Origin of the sequence: Falsiroseomonas oryzae, assembly GCF_027856955.1 — a bacterium.
Classification (GTDB): Bacteria; Pseudomonadota; Alphaproteobacteria; order Acetobacterales; family Acetobacteraceae; genus Falsiroseomonas; species Falsiroseomonas oryzae.
In genome coordinates this window covers 1-4,421 of sequence record NZ_JAPSMD010000432.1, presented here as the reverse complement: position 1 = coordinate 4,421, position 4,421 = coordinate 1, and the positions used below count along the sequence as shown (strand labels likewise).

General features: G+C 73.9%; 3 protein-coding genes and 1 pseudogene. 2 read left to right on the top strand and 2 right to left on the bottom strand.

The window, feature by feature from the left end; all coding sequences use genetic code 11:
• On the top strand, nucleotides 1-1,357 hold a 1,357-nt coding region (locus OZN99_RS26290; protein WP_270938193.1), incomplete at its 5' end, for a hypothetical protein.
• Between the two features lie 116 nt (nucleotides 1,358-1,473).
• Nucleotides 1,474-2,868, top strand: a complete 1,395-nt coding sequence (gene lpdA, locus OZN99_RS26285; RefSeq protein ID WP_270938192.1) for a dihydrolipoyl dehydrogenase — start codon at nucleotides 1,474-1,476, stop codon at nucleotides 2,866-2,868.
• Between the two features lie 138 nt (nucleotides 2,869-3,006).
• Here the strand turns inward: lpdA and OZN99_RS26280 are convergent, their stop codons facing one another.
• Nucleotides 3,007-4,218: a mandelate racemase/muconate lactonizing enzyme family protein gene (locus tag OZN99_RS26280; RefSeq protein WP_270938191.1), complete on the bottom strand. Its 1,212-nt coding sequence runs from the start codon at nucleotides 4,216-4,218 to the stop codon at nucleotides 3,007-3,009.
• Nucleotides 4,215-4,421, bottom strand: a pseudogene (locus OZN99_RS26275) (tripartite tricarboxylate transporter substrate-binding protein); the annotation flags it as partial. The pseudogene OZN99_RS26275 and the gene OZN99_RS26280, both read right to left, overlap by 4 nt.

Sequence of the window (4,421 nt, the reverse complement as noted above, 5' to 3'; positions counted from 1 at the left end):
CGCCGATCTCTGCGCGCTGGCGGCCCTGATCCGGCCGAAGGGCGGCGCCGCCGAATGGTCGGTGCTGCGCCCGCCGCTGGTGCAGCGCGACCGCGTCACGCTGCTCGGCCTGCTCTGGGCGATGGCGGCGGACAGCGTCAGCGAGGCGGCAGGCCTGGCCCCGGAGGCGCGCTTCGCGCCGCTCAGCGACCTGCTGCTGTCCAGCCAGCCGGCGCCGCCCGGCTTCCACCTGGCCGGCACGCTGCTGCTGCGCACGGTGCCCGACCGCCAGGCCTGGCTGGCGCTGGAGGCGCTGGGCGACGAGGCCGGCGACCCCGCCAACTTCCTGGCTGCCACGCGCTGGCTGCATCGCCCGGGCGCGGAAGAGGGCGCCTGGTTCGCCGACCGGCTGCGCGCCATGCCGGCGCAGCGCCGCGCCATCCTGCGGGACGCGATCCTGACCTCCGTTGCGCCGCCGAGCCAGGCCGGGGCCCAGGCCGCGTCCGCGCCGGTGGAGCTGGTGGTGGCCGCCATGCGACGCAGCCCGACCGTCGCGCAGGCGAATGCCCTGGCCATCGCCCATGCGCTGGCACCCGCGGAGGTGCAGGCCACGGTGGAGCGCGAAGGTCTGCTGGAGACGCTGCAGGACAACGTCACCGGGCGTGCACGCCGCCTCCAGCGCGGCAGCGCGCAGCGGCTCCAGGCCCAGCTGCTCGGCGGTGCCGGCTGGGCCGCCGCATGGGAGGCGCTGTCCGCCGAGCCCGCCGTGCCGCCCGGCTCGCAACCCCTCGCCGCCACGCATGACGGCCGCTTCGGCCGGCTGCAGCTGCCGCCGGGCTCCATGGTGCGGCTGGAAGCACCCCGGGACGCCGGCAGCGTCACCCTGCTGCACGCCACCACCCATCGCAGCCGCCAGCTCCGCCCCGGCGAGAGCTGGTACGTGCGCGCCCGCGAGGACAGCGGCGCGGGCGACTGGCTGTTCCGCCTGGATGGCGAGGCGGCGGGGCTGCGCCTGGTCAGCACGCTGCCCGCGCCGCTCGTCCTTGCCCGCGAAGACAGCACCCGGCTGCCGCTGGTGGAGCCGGGCAGGCTCTACCGCGTCGACTCCATGGCCCCGGAGGCCGAGGGCTGGGCGCGGCTGGAGGTGGCGCGCGGGGACAGGCTGCGCATCGCCACCCTCGGCCTCGCGCGCGGCGTGGACACCGTCGTCGCCCTGGTCCGCGAGGACGACGTGCTGGCCGACGACGACGATGGCGGCGAGGGGCTCGAGTCCCTGCTGAACTGGACCGCGGATGCGCCGGGCGAGATCCGCCTGCGGCTGCAGAACATCGGCCGCGGCTCCGGCGGCTTCGAGCTGATGGTCACGCGCCTGCCCTGAGGCGCGGCCACCGGGACGTCCCCGGCGCCCCCGGCGCCGGGGCCGGTTTGACCTCGCCGCCGCCCCGCGTATGGTCCGGCCCGACAAGAAACGCGGAAGGCAGGTCAGGATCTCCCATGGCTGAAAGCTTCGACGTCATCGTCATCGGCGCCGGTCCCGGCGGCTATGTCTGCGCCATCCGCGCAGCCCAGCTCGGCCTGAAGGTCGCCTGCGTCGAGAAGCGCGCCACGCTTGGCGGCACCTGCCTGAATGTCGGCTGCATCCCGTCCAAGGCGCTGCTGCAATCCTCCGAGCATTTCGAGGAAGCGAAGCACAAGCTGGCGGAGCACGGCGTGAATGTCGGCCAGGTCGCGCTCGACCTGAAGCGCATGCTGGCCCGCAAGGGCGAGGTCGTCTCGGCCAACGTCAAGGGCATCGAGTTCCTGTTCAAGAAGAACAAGGTGACCTGGCTGAAGGGCGAGGGGCGCGTCGCATCCCCCGGCAAGGTGCAGGTGAACGGCGAGACCTACGAGACGAAGCACATCGTCATCGCCACCGGCAGCGAGAGCATCCCGCTGCCCGGCGTCGAGGTGGACGAGAAGGTCGTCGTGACCTCCACCGGCGGGCTCGAGCTGGAAAGCGTGCCCGGCCACCTGGTGGTGATCGGCGGCGGCTATATCGGGCTCGAGCTCGGCAGCGTCTGGCGGCGCCTGGGCGCCGAGGTGACGGTGGTGGAGTTCCTCGACCGCCTCGTGCCGTCCATGGACAACGAGGTCGGGCAGATGTTCCAGCGCGTGCTGGGCAAGCAGGGCGTGAAGTTCAAGCTCAAGACCAAGGTCACCGGCGCGCGCAAGGGCAATGACGGCGTGACGCTGACGCTGGAGCCCGCGCAGGGCGGCCCCGCGGAGGAGCTGAAGGCCGATGTCGTGCTGGTGGCGATCGGCCGCCGCGCCTGGACCGACGGGCTCGGCCTGGCGGAGGCCGGCGTCGCGCTGGACGAGCGCGGCCGGGTGAAGGTGAAGCCCGGCGAGTTCGCGACCAGCGTCCCCGGCATCTGGGCGATCGGCGACGTGATCGAGGGCCCGATGCTCGCCCACAAGGCGGAGGAGGAGGGCGTCGCGCTCGCCGAGCTGCTCGCCGGACAGCATGGCCACGTCAACTACGGCGCCATCCCGGGCGTGGTGTACACTTGGCCCGAGGTCGCCAGCATCGGCGAGACCGAGGAGCAGCTGAAGGCGCGCGGCCAGGCCTACAAGGTCGGCAAGTTCCCCTTCACCGCGAACGGCCGCGCGCGCGCCATGGGCGACACCGACGGCTTCGTGAAGATCCTGGCCGACAAGGCGACCGACCGCGTGCTGGGCGCGCACATCATCGGCCCGGATGCCGGCACGCTGATCGCGGAGATCGCCATCGCCATGGAATTCGGCGCGAGCGCCGAGGACGTGGCCCGCACCTGCCACGCGCATCCCTCGCTGAACGAGGCGGTGAAGGAAGCCGCGCTCGCCGTGGACGGCCGAGCGCTGCACATCTAGCCCGCGATCGCCCTGAATGTGCACACCGAAGGTGGGCACGCCAGGGCGTGACGCGCTGAAGCTGCCGGCGTTCCGACGCGACGCGGTGGCGTGGCGTCTGGCAGGGAAGGAGAGGCCGCGGCGGTGACCGGCCTCCGGTCAGGACCGCGGCCGCCTTGCGATGCGTCCCCGCGGGTGCCGCGGCTGGCTGTAGAGCCCGGCCTCTTCCGTTCCTGCCGGCCAGCCGCCCCGCGGCAGGCCGACATTGCGCGTGGACGGATGCGCGGCGACGAAGGCCTCGTCGATGGCGACTCCGAGTCCCGGATCATCGGGCACGACCAGGTGCCCGTCGTGCAACTCGGGCGAGCGCGTGACCGCCTGCGCGCGGCCGGGCCAGTCGGGATCCATCTTCTCCAGCACCAGCGCGTTCGGGATCGCGGCCAGCAGGTGCAGCGCGGCGAATTCCGCGACCGGCCCGAGCGAGCCGGCATGCGGCGCGACCGTCGCGAAGCGCGCCTCGGCCAGCGCGGCGATCTTGCGCAGCCCGGTCAGGCCGCCGGCGCGGCCGGTGTCGGGCTGCACGACATCCACCAGCCCCTCCAGCAGCAGCGGCGCCAGCCCGTGCAGGCCCCCATGCCGCTCGCCGGCGGCCAGGGGCACGTCCGTCGCATCGCGCAGGCGCCGGTAGCCGGCGAGGTCCTCCGGCGCGAGCGGCTCCTCGACGAAGAGTGGATGCAGCGGCTCCAGCGCGCGGCAGATCGCGATGGCGTCGGGCGCGGTGAGCCATGGCGGCCCGTGCAGGTCCACCATCAGGTCCACCTCCTCTCCCACGGCGTCGCGGATGGCGGCCGCCTTCTCCACCGGGTTGGCCACGCCGCCGGTCTTGATCGCCGTGTAGCCCCGGGCCACCGCCGCCCGCGCCTGGTCGGGCGTGGCGGCATGGGCGTAGGCGCGGACGCGGTCGCGCACCTTGCCGCCGAGCATCTGCCACGCCGGCACGCCGAGCGCCCTGGCCTTGATGTCCCACAGCGCCATGTCGATCGCGCCGATCGCGCCCTGGCCGACCACGCCGCTCATGCCGTGGCCCATGATCGCGACATGCATGCGCTGCCAGAGCCGTTCGATGGCGAAGGCGTCCTCGCCGACCAGCACATGGGACAGGTCGCGCACCGCCGCCTCCACCACGCGCGGCCAGCCGCTGCCCTCGCCGAGGCCGGCGATCCCGGCATCGGTCTCCACCGTCACGAACAGCCAGTTGCGCGTGCCGGTGGTGATGGAGTTCTTCACGTCGGCCGTCCAGCCGGAGACGCCGAGCGGGCCGGCCTGCATCAGATGCGTGCGGATCGCGGTGATGCGCGGGCCGCCGCTCATTGCACAGTGATCCCGGCCTCGCGGATCAGCGCCGTCCAGCGCGCCAGCTCGGCACGGTAGAGGGCTTCGAACGCCGCGGGAGTCGCGCTCTCGACCGGCTCGACCGAGAGCGCGCGGAGCCGCGCCTGCACCTCCGGCGCCCGCACCGCCGCGACGGAGGCGGCGTGCAGCGCCGCGAGCGCGGCGGCCGGGGTGCCGGCGCG